The sequence below is a fragment of the Bradyrhizobium sp. CCGUVB14 genome (assembly GCF_024199935.1).
In the GTDB taxonomy this organism is placed as follows: domain Bacteria; phylum Pseudomonadota; class Alphaproteobacteria; order Rhizobiales; family Xanthobacteraceae; genus Bradyrhizobium.
In genome coordinates this window covers 828,639-845,191 of sequence record NZ_JANADS010000001.1, presented here as the reverse complement: position 1 = coordinate 845,191, position 16,553 = coordinate 828,639, and the positions used below count along the sequence as shown (strand labels likewise).

The following is a 16,553-nucleotide window of genomic DNA, read 5'->3' as shown; positions in this document are numbered from 1 at the left end:
GCTCCCAACGCCTGCATGGCCGAACAGGAGTTGGCGTTAACGACGTTTAACGGTTCCAGCCCGAACGGAAATCGCTTCGAGGTTTCTTAAAATTTGCTGGGTACCTCTTCCGGGCATCGTGATCCGGAGAGAAATATGGCGAAGCGGGCCAAGCGTGGAAAGGCGGAGACGCTCGCAGTACCAATGGCCGCGAGAGTTGCCATTGGCGCTGTGGCCGTCGCCGCGCTGGGGTACGGCTTGCTGTCTCACCCAGAGACAGTTCAACCGACGCGGAAGCCGTCCGTGCACGAGGCCCAGGCATCGTCATCTGCGGTTTACGTGGCAACACCGGCTCATGTCTCAGCGCCAACGCCGGCTCCGGTTCCCGCCCCGGCCCCGGCCCCTCTGGTCGAACCGCCAAAAGCCACCGATGGTCCCGGAGCATTTGTCCGGCAGGTGGTTGACTACGCCAGTCACCAGACGCCGGGCACCGTGATCATCGATACCAAGAACACGTTCCTCTATCTCGTTCTGAACGACGGCCAAGCGATGCGCTACGGCATCGGCGTCGGCCGCGAAGGTTTCACATGGTCCGGCGAGCAGACCGTGGCCCGCAAGACCGAATGGCCGGATTGGCGTCCGCCGACAGAGATGCTCGTGCGTCAGCCCTATCTGCCGCGGTTCATGGCAGGCGGTCCCACCAACCCGCTCGGCGCCCGGGCGATGTATCTCGGCGAGACCGAGTATCGAATTCACGGCACCAACAAGCCCGATACGATCGGCAAGCGGGTCTCGTCCGGCTGTATCCGCCTGACCAACGACGACGTCACGGACCTCTACGAGCGGGTGAAGGTCGGCGCGAAAGTGATCGTGCTTCCACCAGCCGCTGCCCGCGCGACGCCCGACGCCGCGGTCCGGTCGCCGGATCCGGCGTCGCCGTCGAGGCGGCCCTCGGCAGCCAATGCGCAGATGCTGTCATCCGGACCGAAGATCGCCGAGGCGCAGTAGCGCTGTCCTTGGTCTGCGAGTGAGAGCGAGCAGACATTCAAGTCGCAGCTTTCAAGTCAGCTCGCGGCCAATAGCGAGCGTCCAACGGCCCCTGGTCCGACGTCTGCCTGAAACCTGAAGCAGACGCCAACAGATTAGCGCTTCATGTCATCCAGGTGGGGGTGATCGTTATGGATATTATCGAGAAGCAGGGTGTCTACCCGAGCGATGATATCGCCAACCGATGTCCTTAATCTCAAAAATTCATCTGTTGGAGCGGCTTCTTTGGCGAGCGTGAGCGCCAAGGACAACTCCGCAATAGCCCGTTCTGCGTGCTGCTTGAATCTTGTGGCTGAGTTCGCGTCCATAAGGTCCCTCATTATTTCGCGAGATCACGCAACTGAAGCCCAATCTCCTTTGTACACTTGGCGCTTCTCCGCCACCATGATGGCGGAATGGCCTATCACCCAATTGTGGCGCAGCTTCATGAAATTGCAACCGGCCTCGGCCGCACTTATAGATGAGCGCGGGAGCTTGACGATTGGCCAGCTGGTAGCGAGATGACGAATCGGAACAGCTTGGAAAGTCCGCTGCGCGACATCGCGGCGATATGGCGGCGGCTCACGACCCGGCTCCGCGAGCTTCTCGGATGGGAGCCGAGTCATCGCATTGAACTCTCCAATGGATTGTCGCTCAAGATCACGGAGCGTTGGGTTGAACTTCAGGCTGATGGCGAGGGGCCGCAGTACCGCCTCACGCGTGAGGACGCTGCATTCTTCGTCCGGCAGGCGCTGAACGCTTTGGCCGCCCAGGAGCGGCGCGAGATCGCAGTATCGCTTGATCTGTACGCCGCGGTGGATGCGAGAACCGAACGCATCCCCGAAACCCTGTTTCAGAAATTGGCCTACAGATTCATCAGGCCTGAACAAGTCATCCTGTCGCTTGGTCGCGGTACATTCACATATCGGGCAACGCTGGACAGGACGGGGGTAGAAGCACGCTTAAAAGAGGCCGACGCAATTCTGGGCAGTGCGCGGCCGGCCGCATCATAAGACGTGATGTCCAGCGACATTGTCGACACCGCCTTTTGACCCCCGCCAGATCCCACAAGGGAGCCGACGGCGTGCGCCGGCTTCCCCGTCTCTTGCCCCATACGCGCCCTACGACGCCTTCTTCGCTTCCACGTATCGTTTAAAGCTGTCGAGGATCGCCTGCCAGCCGCCCTGCTGCTGCTCGACCGAATGCGTCTGCTCGGCATCGAAGGCGACGCGGACGACGACGCCCTTTGCCTCGGGCACGAATTCGACCTCGGCCTTGCGATCGCCGAACGCGTATTCGATCCGCTTGTGCTCGACGATCTTCGTGTAGGTGCCGGCGAAGTCGAAGCCCATGCTGCCGTCCTTGGCCTCCATGCGCGACGAGAACGGGCCGCCTTCGCGCAGGTCGACCGTCGCCTTGGTCGTGTGCCAGTCGTCCGACGCGGCGTTCCACTTCACGATGTCGGCAGGCGTCGTATAGGCACGCCAGACCTGATCGATGGGGGCGGCGACGCTGGTTTCGACGGTGATCCTCATGGGTATTGCTCCAGTTCGATTTTGACGGCTCGAGATGACGACGTCACGTAAGGGGGTCTGTACAGGACGCCCGAGACGTGTCCACCCAAGGACGGTCGAGACCAGTCGATGCCGACATGGCCCGACCGTCAATGCGACAAAAAAATCGACAGAGAAGATGTTGCCGAAAAGGCGCGTGCCGCCGCCGGCTTTCGGTCGGCGCCTCAGCAGACCTTCTGGAAACGCGCGCGCCAGCGCGATGCGCTGGTCGGCGGCAGCACGTAGCTCTTGCCCTCCGCCGAGATCGTCAGGGGTTGCCCAGAGGCCAGAAGATCGAGGACGCGGGTTTCCAGCGCCCCCCATTTGCCCTCGGCGAGCTCGGGATGGCCGAGGTCTGCCTGGTTGAACATCGCGGTGTTCGGCGGGAAGGACTCGGGGCCGGCGTAGGTGAAGCCGGCGACATCCATCTGCGTCTTGCCGTTGCCGATCGTGATCGTGGCCGCGGTGTGCTCCTGCTTCGGCGCTTCGCCCGGATAGACCGCATCCAGCTCGTAATGCGTCCCGCAGCCGAAGCGAAACACCGTCTTGCGGTTCGTGTCGAAAAAGGTGAGCCAGGGCCGATCGTAGCGGTCCATCTCGAGCGTCCAGGCGCCGCGCCACATGTCCTTCGACGGGCCGCCGGCCGCCATTGCCGCAGACAATCCGAGCCACGACAGCGCGACAACGATTCCGAGCAGCCTTGCGTGCGTCGCCATGACAAGCTCCCAACGCGATCCGCGATGATCCTCACGCGAGGACGGATCGACCGGCCGGTTCAGATCGCGCCCGTCTTGCCGCGGATGGCCATCGACCGCCTGATGACCTCTCGGGCGTCGGCGTAGCGCCCCTGATCCTTGTAGAGACCGGCCAGGTTCTCCAGGACATCGGCGAGATCCGGATGGTTCGGACCGAGCGTCTTCTCCATGGTGGCCACCGACTGCTTGAACAGCCGTTCGGCGTCGGCGTTGCGTCCCTGACGCGCGTAGAGCGCGGCCAGATTGTTCTGCGCCTGCGCGACGTCGGGATGGTCGGGTCCATACGCCTTCGTCGTCACCGCCATGGCGCGCTTGAGCAGCCGCTCGGCATCGGCATAACGGTGACGATTGATGTAGGCGTCGGCGAGGTTGCTCATCAGCACCGTAGCTTCGGGGTCGTCGGGACCGTTGGCCTTCTCGAGGACGGCCAGCCCGCGCTTGAACAGCGGCACGGCCTCGTCGTACCGTCGCTGACCGCTGTAGACGGCGGCGAGGTTGCTCAACGGCAGCACGATCGACGGATCGTCGGGACCGATCGTTTTCTCGTCAATGGCGATGGACCGCTTGAGAAGCGGTTCAGCGTCCGCGTAACGCCCTTCCGCGCGGTAGAGGTCGCCCAGATTGTTCAGCACCATCGCGACTTCCGGATGCGCCGGACCGAGCGTCTTCTCCCTGATGGCAAGTGCACGCTTGTACAGCGGCTCGGCGACCGCGTACTGGCCGAGATTGTAGTGGATCGTGCCGAGATCGTTCAGCGGCATCGCGACGTTGGCGTCATCGGCGCCGAACTCCTTCTCGCGCAGGGCCAGCGCCTTCTGGGCGAGCGGCAGCGCTTCGATGTACTTGCCGGCCCGATAGAGCTCTTTCATCTGCAGGGTGAGCGTGCCCGCGTCATCCTCTCCCGCCCGGGACGGCGCGCTGAGCGACAGGGTCGATGCGAGCGCGGTCATCGCGACACAGATCGATGCTTTCAGGGCCTTCATCGCGCGTTCCTTCGTCGCGGTTCTCGGGGCATACGCGCTTTTGGTGCGCCCGGGGGCCGGACAGGTTCAATGCGGATGGGGTTACCGGAGCGAGCCCGGCAGGGCGGCGTCCCCTTGCGATGTTCGCCTTACGGTCCACTGCTGCAATCAGATGAAGAAGCCGCTCAGCCTGTCGATGACGAGCTCCGGCGCCTCCTCGGGCAGATAATGTCCGCAAGGGAGGCTTTCGCCGCGCACATCGACAGCCTTTTCGCGCCAGGTTGCGCGCACGTCGTAGGTCGATCCGACGACGCCTTTTTCGCCCCAGAGCACCAGCAGGGGGCAGCCGATCCGCTTGTCCGAATCGGCCGCGTCGTGGAGCAGATCGATGCCCGCGGCCGCGCGATAATCCTCGCAGACCGCGTGCAGCGTCTCGCGCGTATAGCAGCGGCGGTATTCCTCGAGCGCAACCGGATCGATCGCGCCTGGCGTCTTGTTCTGCTTGTTGATGTGCGCCTGCAGATAGAAATCGAGATTGTTGCCGATCAGGGTTTCCGGAAGCGGCGCGGGCTGGCTCAGGAAGAACCACCACATGTAGCGCATGGCGAAATCCTTGGTCACTTTCGCATACATCGTCGCGGTCGGCGCGATATCGAGCAAGACAGCCTTGGTCACCGCAGCGGGATGATCCAGCAGCAACCGGTGCAGCACGCGTCCGCCGCGGTCGTGACCGGCCGCATAAAAATGCTCGAAGCCGAGCGCGCGCATGACCTCGACCTGATCGCGCGCCATCTCGCGCTTGGAATAGTTGATGCTGTCCTTGCCGCCGTCCGGCTTGCTGGAATCGCCATAACCCCTGATATCAGTGAGCACGACCGTGAATCGCTCGGCCAGTTTCGGGGCAACCTTGTGCCAGCACACGACCGTCTGGGGATGACCATGGAGAAGCAGCAGCGGCGCGCCCTCGCCCTTCACCAGCGTGTTGATCTCGGCGCCATCGGTCCTGATGCGGCTGCGGCGAAAGCCCGGCAATAGTTTTTCGATCTGGTCGCTGTGCACGGTCGTCGTCTCCTCGGCAAGAGCGGGCAAATCCAGCATCGTCGAACCGATCGCGCCCGTGGTGGCCGCTGCGAGCGACATCAGGCGACGCCGCGTCAGCCTCGGATCAAATGGACATTCTGCCTGATCATCGTCGGACATGTCGCGTTCCCCGGAAGGAATTGGGCCCTTGCGGAGAAGGTGCCGGCCGGATCAGCGAAAATCCAATGTCAGGTCAAAATATCATTATGCACGGCATGCATAAGCGGCGCAGCGCCGCAATGGCCGCGATCAATTCCGCGACGCCGCCAGCAGGATGTAGTGATCCAGCAGATCCAGCTCAGGCGCGACCATGTGCTTGGATTCCCGTCCGGCGTTGAAGACGACGACTATGTCGAGTGCGGGGATGATGATGGTCTTCTGCGAATTGAAGCCTTTTGCGGCGGCCCATTCGATGGTGCGATCGCCGTCCTGCGAGCGACCGACCCACCATTGGTAGCCGTAGGAATTCGGCTCCGTGGTCTTGATGTGCTCAGCGGTCGATTGATCGACCCAGGAGGCCGAGACGATCTGCTTGCCTTGCCAGGCGCCGCGGTTGAGTACGAGCTGGCCGATCTTCGCCCAGTCGCGCGGCCGAAGGCTCAGCCCGCTCGCCGACGTCGGAAGGCCACTCACCGGGTTCTTGTACCAGGCAACGTCCTTGATGCCGAGCGGCGCGAAGATGTTCTCCTGCGCCAGCACATCGACGCCCTTCCCGGTGATCTTCTTCAGGATGGTGCCGATCAGCTCCGTTTCCGCATTGTTGTACTGGAAGGACACGCCGGGAGCCCGCTCGGCGCCCAATCCCGCCGACATCGTCAGGAGATGGCGGAGCGTGATCCGATCCTTGTCGGATGCGCCCAACCCCGCATAATCGGGGAGATAGGACGAGATCGGCGCGTCCAGATCCCTGATCAGGCCGCGATCCATCGCGATGCCGACCAGCAGCGAGACGACGCTCTTGGTCATGGAATAACCGTTGTGCCGCGTGGTCGGGTCGTAATTCATCTGATGCGGATAATCATAGTAGCGCTCGTAGACGAGCACGCCGTGCCTGATGACGACGATGTCGTCGACATCAGCGAGCTTGCCGCCGCTGATGCCCTGGTCCATCGTGCAGAGCAGCGCCCCGTTCAGCCCCTGCTTGTCCGGCGAGCTCATCGCCCATCCGTCATGGATTTCGTGCGGAACGCCGCAACCGGATGCAGGCGCGGCCGCGACAGGACTTGAAGCGAAAGCACACGCGGCCGCGATGACGCCGATCCATGTCCGCATGTCAGGCTCTCCCCCACCATTGCCCACGACGAGCAACCCAAGGATGCCGTTCTGTGTGTGACCGTTTTGCGGCGTTGCAGGTTTTGCAGGAGCCTTCATTGTAGGCAAATGCCTGTGTGCAACACAGTCCGGCCATTTTACTCCACTAGGTCGACGCCACATTTTGGAGCCGCGTCGATGCGCCGGTTGTATTTGTTTTGCCTCGCTTTGTTTTTTGGCCTGGCCTCGTCCGCGCATGCGGCAGGTCTGCAGCTTCTGGACACCGATCCCACTCTGGCCGGCGCGATCTGGTATCCCTGCGCGGCGGAGCCGCAGCCTGTGCCGCTCGGCAAGGTCTCGATGAATTTCATCACCACCTTGCAGGGCGTGAAGGATTGCCCGGTGTCCGGGAGCAGATTGCCGCTCGCCATCATCGCGCATGGCCGCGGCGGCTGGTTCGGTGGACACGATGATACGGCGCAGGCGCTCGCCGACGCCGGCTTTGTCGTCGCCGCCATCAACTATCCCGGCGACAACGGCGCCGACCGTTCACGGAGCGACAGCCTGTCCATCATCGCCGCGCGTCCGAAAGAGACGATCCGCCTGCTGGACTTCATGCTGAACGAGTGGCGCGATCGCGCGGTGATCGATCCCGACAAGATCGGCTTCTTTGGCTTCTCCGCCGGAGCCTATACCGGATTGATCCTGGCGGGTGCCAGGCCGGACTATCAAAAGATTGCGGGACTCTGCACCGAGGGCAACCATTCGCCGGGATGCGAGCAGTTTCGCCGCGGCGACATTCCGCCCGAGCCGGCGCACGAGCCGCGCATCCGCGCGGCGGTTCTCGCTGACACCGCTTTGAACTTCATGTTCTCTGCAGACGGACTGACCGACGTGCACATTCCCCTGCTGATCTGGAGATCGAAATCGGGGGGCGGTGGCATCGATCCCAAAAATGTGGTGCTGACGGCGAGCAGCCTGCCGGGCAAGCCGGAGGTGCGGGTCATGCCCGCCGGCCACTTTGGATTCCTGGCGCCGTGCACGGAGAAATTCGCCGCCGAACTGCCGCGGCTGTGCACCGATCCGCCGGGCTTCGACAGAACCGCGTTTCATCACGAGCTCAACGCGAGCATCGTGAGCTTCCTTCGCGATCATCTCGCCGCCGAGCGGAAACCCTAAAAGCTCGTCGGGACACGGCACACATCCGTTGGAAAGAGAACGATGGCTTTCTGGATTGCAGGCGCGGCGGGATTGGTGATCGCCTATCTGCTCGGCTCGATACCCTCGGGCTATCTGGCGGGGAAGCTCCTCAGGGGCATCGACATTCGCGAGCACGGCTCCAGGTCCACCGGCGCCACGAATGTGTTGCGGACCCTCGGCAAATGGCCTGCGCTCGCGGTGCTGATCGCCGATGTGCTGAAGGGCGCGGCTGCCATCGTCGTTGCGCGCTGGTTCTGCCCCTGGCTCGCTGCCGAACTATCGCCGGCACCGCCGGCCGCGACCGCTCTGCAGGTCTGGGTGCCGTGGGCGGTGTGTCTCGCCGGCATTGCCGCGCTGCTGGGCCATGGCCGCTCGATCTGGCTGAACTTTACGGGCGGCAAATCGGCTGCAACCGGGCTCGGCGTGCTGCTGGCGATGTCGTGGCCGGTGGGACTGGGTGCAGCGGCCGTGTTTGGCGCCGTGCTGGCGCTGGTGCGGATCGTCTCGCTCAGTTCGATGCTCGCGGCTTTGACGGCGATCGTCCTCGTCTGCGGCTTCGAACACCCTCTGCCCTATCGCCTGCTGGTGATCGCAGGCGGCCTCTACGTGATCATCCGCCATCGCGCCAACATTCAACGGCTGCTGGCGGGGACGGAGCCGCGGCTCGGCCAAAGCAGCCCGGACGTGAAAGCCGAAGCGCAGGTCTAATTCACCGCCTGAAGCGCGGCCGTGAAGGTGGCGAGATCGGCGCGCGCCATCTCGTCGGGCGCCCATTTCGGGAGGTCGGCCAGCTCTGCGATCACGCGGGCCCGGTCCTGCGGCAGCAGAAAGCTTGCCCAGACGTCGCGCGTATCGCGCAGCGCAGCCGCCACCATCCGCGCGTTGGCGGGCTTGCTGGCGCCCTGAATCGCCGCGCAGACCGTGGTCAGGATGTAGACGGCGCTGTTCTTGCGAAAGCCTGTCATTCCCTCCTCGCGGATGCGGGTACGTTGCTCCGGCGGGAGCTCTCTCCAGAACAATTGGCCCGCCTCCGCCTCGCGGGCCATGCCGCGGATCATGAAACTCATCGCCACCGCGTATTGGTCGCCATATTCGGTCATGTTGCGCCCAAGCGCAGCGAAATCGGGCTGCGGCCCCGGCTTCGCGCCGTAAAAGATGAACAGCTTGTGGGTCTGGTTTGCGGTGTCGGTCCAGTCCATCAGCCAGCCCATGTCGCTGCCCTGCACGGGCGGCAGCGCGGCGAGGGCGTCGAGATCAAAGACATGGCCAAGCAGGGCTGCGATCTCCGGCCGGGTCAGATCCGGCCGCTCGCCCTTCTTCGCGACGCCATCGACATAGGCCTTGAAGGCCTTCGCGGCATCGCGCGCGGCGGCCAGATCACGCGCACCGTCCTGCGCGAATGCGGGCGACGCGAAAGCGAGCAGGATCAGGAGAATTCTGACGATCGGCATGGGAGTTGGTCGTGCGCCACGCCGCCGAGGTTCAGAGCGCCGGCAGCCCTGGCGGCGGCTGGCGCATGGTCGATGCCTGCTCATAGGCATAGGCGAGACGCAACAGCTTGTGCTCGCTCCAGGCACGTCCCGCGAAGCTCACGCCGAGCGGATAGTCCGGCGTCTCCTTGTCGCCGGCCCCGGAGACGAAGCCCGCGGGCACCATGACGCTGGGATAGCCCGCCTTCGCCGAGATCACGCAACCGCTACTGCCGGGGAAAAGCACCGCATCGAGCTTGTGCTGGTTCATGTAGGCATCCATGCCGTGCGTCCTGGCGGCGAGCAGGTCCATCGCGCGCGCGGATTTGTATTCGCGCTCGCTCAGGTCGCCCCTGGTGAGGTCGGCGGCGAGAAACAGATCCTGGCCGAAGCGCAGCGCCCTCTTCGCGTGCGCCGCGTTGAAGGCGATGATATCGGCCATGGTCTTGATGTCGGTATTGGTCGCCCAATCCTCGAGATAGAGATTGAGACCGTATTTCAGCTCGTAGAGGAACACGATCGGCGAGCCGGTCGGATTGCCCTTGTTGATGCTCAACGGATTGCGGTTGAGCACCGCCATGCCGGTGCCCGGCCCGCCGAGCCAGCCACGCGTCGGCATGTTGGCGCGCACGATGACGGCGCCGAGATCCTCGAGCACCTTGATCGTCTCGGTCATCACCTTGGCCCAACCGGGTTGCAGCTTGCCGTAATAGCGATCGTTCAGCGGATCGGCCGGGTCGCCCGGCACGCCGATACGCGCGCCCTTCATGGCGTCGCGCGAGAGGCCTGCGGTATAATCGGCCGGCCGCCGCTGCCGCTTTGTCGCGGGATCGAGCGGGTCCTGGGCCGCCAGAACATTGAGCAGCATCGCCGCGTCGCGCACCGTGCGCGTCATCGGCCCTGCGGTGTCCTGGCTGTGCGCGATCGGAATGATTCCGGCGCGGCTGATCAGGCCGACGGTCGGCTTGACCGTGACAAGCCCGTTCATGCTTGCAGGATACAGCAGCGAACCCGAGGTCTCGGTGCCGATCGAGGCCGCGCACAGGCCGGCCGCGACGGCGACCGCCGACCCCGAGCTCGAGCCACCAGGGACCACGACCGGGATGTCGTGTTCTCCCATCAGCGCCGGCGCATAAGGGTTTTTCACCTGGCCACCCAGCGATGAGTAACCCGCGGGCATCTCGATCGCGAGGATGTTGGCGAACTCCGTCAAATTCGCCTTGCCGAGAATCACCGCGCCGGCCTTCCGCAGCAATTTGACGACGGTGGCGTCGCGCTTCGCGCGTGCGCCCTCCAGCGCCAGCGAGCCCGCCGTCGTCGGCTGCTTGTCGGAGGTCGCGATGTTGTCCTTCACCAGGATCGGCACGCCCGCGAGCGGCCGCTTGGCTGATGGCTTGGTGCCGTCGAACCCGGCTGCAATGGTGAGCGCATCGGGATTGAGGGCGCGGACCGAATTGAGCGCCGGCCCGGCACGGTCGTAGGCTGCGATCCGCGCGCGATAAGCTTTGGTGAGCGCCGTCGCGGTGACCTGCCCGCCTGCCAACGCATCGATGATGTCGCTCATCGGCGCGTCCTCGAGCCTCAGCTCGGGCAGCGCTGCGACGCCTCGGGTCGGCTTCTTCATGATGTGCCTCTACTCGCCTGTCTTGCCGCGCGACTTCTTCGCCTTGTCCACGGACGGGGCGGCTTCAATCAGCGCCTTGAGGAAGGTCAGCACGATGCGCCCGCCGCGATCGTCATCGCCACCGGTCGGAGAGAGTGCGAGCCCGCGGCTCAGCGCGGCAAGGCCGCTCGCGATCTCCGACGGTTCTCCCGGCACTTTCTTGCCGAACAGTTCGAACAGATGCGTGATCATCGTGCCGAGCGCACGACGATGCTTGCGGTTCGACTCGTTATAGACCTTCGCGAATGCGGGGCTTCGCAGCGCGTGCAATTGCAGTTCGATCGCGAGCACGCCGAGATCAGGGTCGGAATTGACTGTCTCCGCCCACGCCTCGATGCCCGCCATGGCCACATCGGCGTCGCCTTGCGCCCGCGCCAAATTCTCCTCGATCCGCGCCCGCTCCTCGGCTTGATGCTGCTGGATCAGTTCGAGCAGGATGGCTTCCTTGTCCGGGAAGTTCGAGTAGATCGCGCCCAGCGAGAAGCCAGCAGCCTCCGCGATGTCGCGGATCGAGGCTGTCGCAAAGCCCTTTTTCACGATTTCCCGGCGGGCGGCCTCGATCAGGAGGCCCCTGGTACGAGCCTGGCTCTCTTCGCGATTCAGCTTCGCCACGCGGACATTCTCTCTCGTCTTCAAATATCACTTGATATTCGAATATCAATTGATATTTGTATTGCATCGATGGTTTCTCAGAGGGCATATAACATGGATCAGAAAAGCCTGGACCGCACGCTGGCGCTGCTCGCCAGTCTCGCAGCGTTGACAGTCGCCGCAATGGTTGCCTCCATCCTCGCGACCCACAGCTCGCAGGACTTTTTCCAGAGCGCACGCGCGATCGACGATTACCGCGCCTTCATTGCCTCGCCGCTTGCGGTCCTGGGGCTTCGGCTCAATCTCGGCCTCGACAATCTCTTCATGGTTTTCTACGGCGCCTTCTTCGTGACGCTGGCCGCCCGGTTGCGCGGGCTGGTGGATTCGCGGCTGATCGGCGTCGCGCTGGCCGCTGCCATGCTGACACTGCTGCTGGATTCGCTGGAGAATCATCACATCATGACTGTTGTGCACGCGCTCCAGACGGGCCTGCCGGTTTCGGCCGCCGACGGCGAAGTCCAGATGATCGCCTCTCAGGTCAAGTTTCACGCCAGCTATCTCGCGACGTTCCTGTTCTCGCTCGGCTTTCTCCGCCTCGGCAAAATGGGGCGCATCATTGCGATCGTGCTCTGGTGCTACATCCCCTTCGGCATCCTGATCTCGGTCGTGCCGCCCGAGCAGGCCAAGGTTTTGGCATTGGCGCGAACGATCTTCTTTGTCCTCGCCTTCGTGCTGTCGGCCCGCCTTTTCTTCTTGCTGGCCCGGAAAGACGACGCGACGACTGCCGTTGCGACTTGATTGAATTGCGCAGATAGACCACCATCGCGTTTCACCGCTCACGGCAGAATGGGCGAGGAAACGCGGATATGGACGGAACCGTTGAAGTCGATCTCGTCGGGCGGGCGCGGGCCATCGCGCCGCTGATTGCGGGCGAGGCCAACGAGATCGAGCGGACGCGGCGGCTGACGCCTGCCGTCGTCGACGCGCTGATCGAGAACGGGCTCTATCGCGCGCTGCTGCCGCAAGACCTCGGTGGGTCGGAAGCGCCGCCAGACATCTTCATGCAGATGCTGGAGGAGATCGCGAAGGCCGATGCATCGACGGCCTGGTGCCTCGGCCAATGCAGCGTCTGCGCGATGATCGCGGCCAGCCTCGACCACGGCAGCGCGCACGAGATCTTCAACACCGCGCCCGGCATCCTCGCCTGGGGCGCGGTGGCGCATGAGGCGCGCGCGGTCGAGGGCGGCTACCGCGTCACCGCGCGCTGGGATTTCGCCTCGGGCTCGCGGCAGGCGAGCTGGCTTGGCGCGCATGTCCGCATCGCCAATGCCGACGGCACGCCGCGCAAGAATGCCGACGGTTCGCAGGAGATGCGCACCATCCTGTTTCCGCTCGTGAGCGCCGTGATGCACGATGTCTGGCAGGCGATCGGGCTCGCCGGCACCGGAACCGATTCCTACGAGGTGAAGGATCTCTTCATTCCCGATCGCTTCGCCGTGTTCCGCGACGTGCCGAGCGCGCTACGCGAGCCGGGCCCACTCTACCGGCTCCCGACCGGTTCAACCTTCAGCCTCGGCTTCGCAGCGGTCTCGCTCGGCGTCGCGCGCGCGACGCTGGACGCGGCGATTGCGCTGGCGCGCGCAAAGCACCAGTCGCTGGCGGCCAGCGCCATGCGCGACAACCAGGCGGTCCAGGGCCTGATCGGCCGCACCGAAGCGGATTTGCGCGCCGCCCGCGCCTATCTCTATGCGACGGCGCATGCGATGTGGCGCGATCTCTCCGCGACGGGCACTTTCAGCGCGGCGCATCGCAGCGCCGTCCGCCTCGCCTCCACCTGGACCATCCAGCAATCGGCAAAAGTGGTCGACACCGCCTATCACATGGCCGGCGCCACCGCCGTATTCCGCAGCAATCCGTTCGAGCGACGGTTTCGTGACATGCACGCGATCGCCCAGCAGATCCAGGCGCGCGACACGCATTACGAGGATGTCGGCAAGGTGATCCTTGCCGAAAACCGCTAGTCGCCTGCGCGCACGCTGCGTCGCTTTGTCTCTGCCGATAGCGAACGATCAATCCCTCCATGCGCTTACCGCATTGAGTCATGCAAAAGGGCCGTAGCGAATCCGTGGAAACACGGAGCCCATCCGCTCTTGTTGTTAAGCAATTTCTGGGACCGTTCTGCAAAACCAAGATCAATCTTTGGAATGCCCGGGAATTTCCGATGTTCATGCTCAAGTCGATTGCGGCTCGCCTGATTCTCACGATCGCGCTCACCGTTGCGGTGGCCTGCGCCATCCTTTCCGGCTTCTCGATCACCCAGCAGCGGGCGCTGACACGGATGGCGCTCGATCAGCAGCTCAAGCTGCAATATGAGAGCGTCATCGCAGCGATCGACTATGAGGGACGTTCGGCCCTGGCGGTTTCCGCCGTGATCGCGGCACTCCCGCCGGTTGGAGATGCCATCGCCAAGGGCGACCGCGACAGCCTGGGCACCCTGCTCGGCGACGCCAACAAGGCCCTGAAGGCACAGGGCATCCCCCTGATCACCTTCCAGCTGCCGCCGGCGACCTCGTTCTATCGCGTCCACGCGCCCAAGACCTTCGGCGACGACGTCTCCGCGCGCCGCGCCACCGTGGTCGAGGCGCTCAAGACCGGCCGGCAGATCGTCGGCGTCGAGCCGGGCCGCGAGGCGCTCGGCATCTTCGGCCTGACGCCGATCGTGCGCGACGGCAAGAACCTCGCCAATGTCGACGTCGGCGCCGCCTTCGGCAAGGAATTCGTCGACCGCGCCAAGAAGCGTTTTGGCATCGACCTTGCGGTCTATTCGGTCGACGGCGCATCGCTGAACAAGCTGTCCTCGACCTTCGGCGAGAACGCCGTCGCCAAGCCGGACGAGCTGAGGGCCGTGATCAGCGGCGCGCCGCTGCTGCGCGAGGCCGAGCTCGACGGCCACCCGGCCGAGGTCTATGCCGGGCCGATCAAGAACTACGCAGGCCAGCCGGTCGGCGTGCTCGAGATCATCAAGGACACCACCGAATACGAGGCCGCTTTCGCCGCCTCCGAACGCAACCTGATCCTCGGCACGGTCGCAATCCTTGCCGCCGCAATTCTGCTGGCGTTCCTGCTCGGGCGCGGATTGTCGCGGCCGCTCATCGCGATCACCGCGGTCATGAACAAGCTGTCGAGCGGCGACACCAGCGTCACCATTCCCGGCAGCGAGCGGGCGGACGAGCTCGGCACCATGGCCAAGGCGGTCGAGATGTTCCGCCAGGGTATGCTCGAAACGGGCGCGCTGCGCGAGGCGCAGGAGGCCGACAAGGCCAAGGCCGCGATCGAGAAGCAGGCCCTGCAGCGCCAGATGGCCGACCGCTTCGAGGCCGACGTCAAGGGCGTGGTCGCAGCGGTCGCCAAGGCGACCGAGGGCATGCAGCATGTCGCGGGCGAAATCACCTCCAGCGTCAACGGCACCTCGCAACGCGCATCCGCCGCGGCGACCGCGTCGGAAGAAGCCTCCACCAGCGTCAATGCGGTCGCGGCCGCGACGGAAGAACTCGCCTCCTCCGTCACCGAGATCGGCCGCCAGGTCACCCATTCCAGCCAGGTCGCGAGCGGCGCGGTGGTCAAGGCCACCGAGACGACCGAGATGGTCACGAGCCTTGCTGCCTCCGCCGAGCGGATCGGCGACGTGCTGCGCCTGATCAGCGAGATCGCGAGCCAGACCAATCTGCTGGCGCTGAACGCCACGATCGAGGCGGCCCGCGCCGGCGAGGCCGGCCGCGGCTTTGCCGTGGTCGCCTCCGAGGTGAAGGAGCTGGCGAGCCAGACCGCGAAAGCGACCGATGAGATCGCGACCCAGGTCAATGCGATCCAGGCCGCGACCGGCAATTGCGTTACCGCGATCTCCGACATCAGCGGCACCATCCGCGACATCAGCGGCATCGCCACCACGATCGCCGCCGCCGTCGAGGAGCAGGGCTCGGCGACGCGCGAGATCGCCCGCAGCGTGCAGCAGGCCTCCACCGGCACGACCGAAGTCTCGGCCAACGTCGCCGGCGCAAGCCAGGCCGCAGACCAGTCACGGGCGCTGGCCGGCAATGTCATGGTCGCCTCAGGCGAACTCGGCCAGCACGCGACCGCGCTGATGAAGAGCGTCGATACGTTCCTGGCGGGGCTGCGCGCGGCCTGATCAGGCCTTGCGCGCGCCGAGCAGCTGGCCACGCCAGCCGAGGCCGAGGACAAAGGCCAACACCACCAGGAACACGATGCCGGCAACGGCGTCGACGATGCGGTCACCGCCTGTGCACATGCTGCTGTAGAAGCAGGCTCGCGACAATATGCCGGCTCTGAGCAAGAGGTCGAGCGCTATCACATAGAGAACAAAGCAGACACCGAGATAGGCCACCGTCACGGCGGCGCGCCGCAAGCGCGACGGCGTCCCCGCACCGTCGAACTCGCGCCGCTCAGTAATGAATTGCGACGGTGTGGCCTTTGCGGGGTCGCGAATCTGCACAGTGGAGCGCGTCAGAAGATCATGGACCGTCTGGTTGCGGCGGGTCGCCGCCATGCTCAGGAACGAATACCAGCCTAACAGACTCTTCAGTGCAAATCGTCCGAGCGCCCTGGCGAAGCTCAAATTGCCGCCATCGTCGGCGACGACACGCAGGTTGGTCCAGTAGTGCCCGAGCGTGGCGCCGCCCCACCAGACCAGTAGCGGTTCGTAGAGCAACAGGATCAGAACGACTCCGACGCCAAGAACGCGGGCGAGCGCATTGCTCTCGACATTAGCGGCAACGGCCAAGGCGCCGAATATCAGGGCCATCGCCAGCATCCAGTCGAGCAATATGGCTTTCAGCCGACGCGAGAACCGGGCATAGCGTGGCACGTCCGGCGCCGCTGGTGCATTGGGGTTCATAGGCGCTGGACTCCGCGATCCTATTCAATCGTCAGGCGCTGACAATGGCGGAGGTCCGACCAGGCCACCAGCGCAGCGTCCTCGCCGCAGGTTGTATCTGCGCTACGCTAGG

17 protein-coding genes are annotated in these 16,553 nt (G+C 64.5%); 7 read left to right on the top strand and 10 right to left on the bottom strand.

The genetic code is table 11. The features are described 5' to 3' along the window. Positions 1–135: 135 nt before the first annotated feature. A complete protein-coding gene (locus NLM32_RS04035) occupies positions 136–987 on the top strand; it encodes a L,D-transpeptidase (protein WP_254127987.1) in 852 nt (283 codons plus the stop codon). A gap of 134 nt (positions 988–1,121) precedes the next feature. On the opposite strand, the gene NLM32_RS04030 is transcribed toward NLM32_RS04035, so the two are convergent. Beyond that, complete coding sequence (locus NLM32_RS04030) at positions 1,122–1,271, bottom strand: hypothetical protein (RefSeq protein WP_254127986.1); 150 nt, start codon at positions 1,269–1,271, stop codon at positions 1,122–1,124. Positions 1,272–1,526: 255 nt separating this feature from the next. Here NLM32_RS04030 and NLM32_RS04025 point away from each other — a divergent pair, with 255 nt between their 5' ends. Next, positions 1,527–2,018, top strand: coding sequence for a hypothetical protein (locus NLM32_RS04025; RefSeq protein WP_254127985.1), 492 nt, complete (start codon positions 1,527–1,529; stop codon positions 2,016–2,018). 108 nt (positions 2,019–2,126) lie between these two features. Here NLM32_RS04025 and NLM32_RS04020 read toward each other — a convergent pair whose 3' ends face one another. The 5 genes from NLM32_RS04020 to NLM32_RS04000 all read right to left on the bottom strand — a co-directional run bounded on the left by NLM32_RS04020 (position 2,127) and on the right by NLM32_RS04000 (position 6,627). Next, positions 2,127–2,540, bottom strand: coding sequence for an SRPBCC family protein (locus NLM32_RS04020; RefSeq protein WP_254127984.1), 414 nt, complete (start codon positions 2,538–2,540; stop codon positions 2,127–2,129). Positions 2,541–2,743: 203 nt separating this feature from the next. Further along, positions 2,744–3,274 carry a hypothetical protein gene (locus NLM32_RS04015; protein WP_254127983.1) on the bottom strand — a complete coding sequence of 177 codons (531 nt, stop codon included), beginning with the start codon at positions 3,272–3,274 and terminating at the stop codon, positions 2,744–2,746. A gap of 59 nt (positions 3,275–3,333) precedes the next feature. Continuing rightward, positions 3,334–4,296, bottom strand: a complete 963-nt coding sequence (locus tag NLM32_RS04010; protein WP_254127982.1) for a tetratricopeptide repeat protein — start codon at positions 4,294–4,296, stop codon at positions 3,334–3,336. Positions 4,297–4,443: 147 nt separating this feature from the next. Next, a complete protein-coding gene (locus NLM32_RS04005; protein ID WP_309144829.1) occupies positions 4,444–5,475 on the bottom strand; it encodes an alpha/beta hydrolase in 1,032 nt (343 codons plus the stop codon). Positions 5,476–5,604: 129 nt separating this feature from the next. Beyond that, positions 5,605–6,627 carry a serine hydrolase gene (locus tag NLM32_RS04000; RefSeq protein WP_254127981.1) on the bottom strand — a complete coding sequence of 341 codons (1,023 nt, stop codon included), beginning with the start codon at positions 6,625–6,627 and terminating at the stop codon, positions 5,605–5,607. 57 nt (positions 6,628–6,684) lie between these two features. On the opposite strand from NLM32_RS04000, the gene NLM32_RS03995 reads away from it, so the two are divergent. Next, positions 6,685–7,785 (top strand): prolyl oligopeptidase family serine peptidase, encoded by a 1,101-nt coding sequence (locus NLM32_RS03995; RefSeq protein WP_254127980.1) that lies wholly within the window; start codon positions 6,685–6,687, stop codon positions 7,783–7,785. A gap of 42 nt (positions 7,786–7,827) precedes the next feature. After that, positions 7,828–8,514 (top strand): glycerol-3-phosphate 1-O-acyltransferase PlsY, encoded by a 687-nt coding sequence (gene plsY / locus NLM32_RS03990; protein ID WP_254127979.1) that lies wholly within the window; start codon positions 7,828–7,830, stop codon positions 8,512–8,514. Here the strand turns inward: plsY and NLM32_RS03985 are convergent. From NLM32_RS03985 to NLM32_RS03975, 3 genes are read right to left on the bottom strand one after another with little or no spacing between them, the layout of a single operon-like run. Continuing rightward, a complete protein-coding gene (locus NLM32_RS03985; RefSeq protein ID WP_254127978.1) occupies positions 8,511–9,257 on the bottom strand; it encodes a hypothetical protein in 747 nt (248 codons plus the stop codon). The two genes, plsY and NLM32_RS03985, sit on opposite strands and share 4 nt — an antisense overlap. A gap of 31 nt (positions 9,258–9,288) precedes the next feature. Then, a complete protein-coding gene (locus NLM32_RS03980) occupies positions 9,289–10,899 on the bottom strand; it encodes an amidase family protein (RefSeq protein ID WP_254127977.1) in 1,611 nt (536 codons plus the stop codon). A gap of 9 nt (positions 10,900–10,908) precedes the next feature. After that, positions 10,909–11,550: a TetR family transcriptional regulator gene (locus tag NLM32_RS03975; RefSeq protein ID WP_254127976.1), complete on the bottom strand. Its 642-nt coding sequence runs from the start codon at positions 11,548–11,550 to the stop codon at positions 10,909–10,911. A 93-nt stretch (positions 11,551–11,643) separates the two neighbouring features. On the opposite strand from NLM32_RS03975, the gene NLM32_RS03970 reads away from it, so the two are divergent. The 3 genes from NLM32_RS03970 to NLM32_RS03960 all read left to right on the top strand — a co-directional run bounded on the left by NLM32_RS03970 (position 11,644) and on the right by NLM32_RS03960 (position 15,715). Further along, on the top strand, positions 11,644–12,327 hold the full coding sequence (locus tag NLM32_RS03970; protein WP_254127975.1) for a hypothetical protein: 684 nt from the start codon (positions 11,644–11,646) through the stop codon (positions 12,325–12,327). Between the two features lie 68 nt (positions 12,328–12,395). Next, on the top strand, positions 12,396–13,550 hold the full coding sequence (locus tag NLM32_RS03965) for an acyl-CoA dehydrogenase family protein (protein ID WP_254127974.1): 1,155 nt from the start codon (positions 12,396–12,398) through the stop codon (positions 13,548–13,550). Positions 13,551–13,750: 200 nt separating this feature from the next. Beyond that, positions 13,751–15,715, top strand: a complete 1,965-nt coding sequence (locus tag NLM32_RS03960; protein ID WP_254127973.1) for a methyl-accepting chemotaxis protein — start codon at positions 13,751–13,753, stop codon at positions 15,713–15,715. Here NLM32_RS03960 and NLM32_RS03955 read toward each other — a convergent pair whose 3' ends face one another. Next, positions 15,716–16,441, bottom strand: coding sequence for an RDD family protein (locus NLM32_RS03955; protein ID WP_254127972.1), 726 nt, complete (start codon positions 16,439–16,441; stop codon positions 15,716–15,718). It lies immediately after the preceding gene. Between the last annotated feature and the right edge of the window lie 112 nt (positions 16,442–16,553).

Excerpts from the sequence above, each read along its gene's own strand:
- NLM32_RS03965 (WP_254127974.1), top strand. The coding sequence starts at position 12,396 with ATGGACGGAACCGTTGAAGTCGATCTCGTCGGGCGGGCGCGGGCCATC.
- plsY (WP_254127979.1), top strand. The coding sequence starts at position 7,828 with ATGGCTTTCTGGATTGCAGGCGCGGCGGGATTGGTGATCGCCTATCTG.
- NLM32_RS03955 (WP_254127972.1), bottom strand. The coding sequence starts at position 16,441 with ATGAACCCCAATGCACCAGCGGCGCCGGACGTGCCACGCTATGCCCGG.
- NLM32_RS03980 (WP_254127977.1), bottom strand. The coding sequence starts at position 10,899 with ATGAAGAAGCCGACCCGAGGCGTCGCAGCGCTGCCCGAGCTGAGGCTC.
- NLM32_RS04010 (WP_254127982.1), bottom strand. The coding sequence starts at position 4,296 with ATGAAGGCCCTGAAAGCATCGATCTGTGTCGCGATGACCGCGCTCGCA.
- NLM32_RS03960 (WP_254127973.1), top strand. The coding sequence starts at position 13,751 with ATGTTCATGCTCAAGTCGATTGCGGCTCGCCTGATTCTCACGATCGCG.
- NLM32_RS04015 (WP_254127983.1), bottom strand. The coding sequence starts at position 3,274 with ATGGCGACGCACGCAAGGCTGCTCGGAATCGTTGTCGCGCTGTCGTGG.
- NLM32_RS04025 (WP_254127985.1), top strand. The coding sequence starts at position 1,527 with ATGACGAATCGGAACAGCTTGGAAAGTCCGCTGCGCGACATCGCGGCG.
- NLM32_RS04020 (WP_254127984.1), bottom strand. The coding sequence starts at position 2,540 with ATGAGGATCACCGTCGAAACCAGCGTCGCCGCCCCCATCGATCAGGTC.
- NLM32_RS03970 (WP_254127975.1), top strand. The coding sequence starts at position 11,644 with ATGGATCAGAAAAGCCTGGACCGCACGCTGGCGCTGCTCGCCAGTCTC.
- NLM32_RS04035 (WP_254127987.1), top strand. The coding sequence starts at position 136 with ATGGCGAAGCGGGCCAAGCGTGGAAAGGCGGAGACGCTCGCAGTACCA.
- NLM32_RS03985 (WP_254127978.1), bottom strand. The coding sequence starts at position 9,257 with ATGCCGATCGTCAGAATTCTCCTGATCCTGCTCGCTTTCGCGTCGCCC.
- NLM32_RS04005 (WP_309144829.1), bottom strand. The coding sequence starts at position 5,475 with ATGTCCGACGATGATCAGGCAGAATGTCCATTTGATCCGAGGCTGACG.
- NLM32_RS04000 (WP_254127981.1), bottom strand. The coding sequence starts at position 6,627 with ATGCGGACATGGATCGGCGTCATCGCGGCCGCGTGTGCTTTCGCTTCA.